This is a genomic window from Rhodococcus sp. T7, assembly GCF_009872365.1.
Lineage (GTDB): Bacteria > Actinomycetota > Actinomycetes > Mycobacteriales > Mycobacteriaceae > Rhodococcus_F.
Map to the genome: position 1 here is coordinate 2,061 of NZ_WXYH01000389.1, position 464 is coordinate 2,524.

General features: G+C 64.4%; 1 pseudogene. It reads right to left on the bottom strand.

Going from position 1 to position 464, the window contains the following annotated elements:
• Window positions 1-458 (bottom strand): annotated as a pseudogene (locus MLGJGCBP_RS50925) (ATP-binding protein); the annotation flags it as partial.
• Window positions 459-464: the final 6 nt, after the last annotated feature.

Consider the following 464-nt stretch of genomic DNA (forward strand, 5'->3'; position numbering starts at 1 on the left):
ATCCGCGACGCCGCCAGCAGCGTCGACATCACGCTGTCATGGGTCAACGCATCGAAGCGTTGCCGCTCGACGGTCCGTGCTTGCAGGGACGCTGCGCTGGCCGCGGCGGAAAACGTGTCCGCTCTCGTGGCGTCATGAACCTGACCTGTTCTCGCGGCCACTACCGCTGCACCGACGAACAACAGGTTGACCCCGATCCCGAACGCAATGTCCGGAATGAAAGGACTTCTCACGTCCGGTGTTCGAACGGTGTAGTTGATGAGCTGCGCCCCGAGCGTGACCACGGCCAGTTGGACGAACGCCCACCGCGCCCGCCACACAGCGCCCGCCGCCAAACTCGACAGCGCGGGAAAGGTCGAGAACCACACGCCTTTACCGTTGGGCAACAGAGTGCCGGACCATGCGAGCGGCCAGGTCATCAGCCCAAGGGGGTAGGTGACCGCCGTCAGGTTCGCCAACAGTCT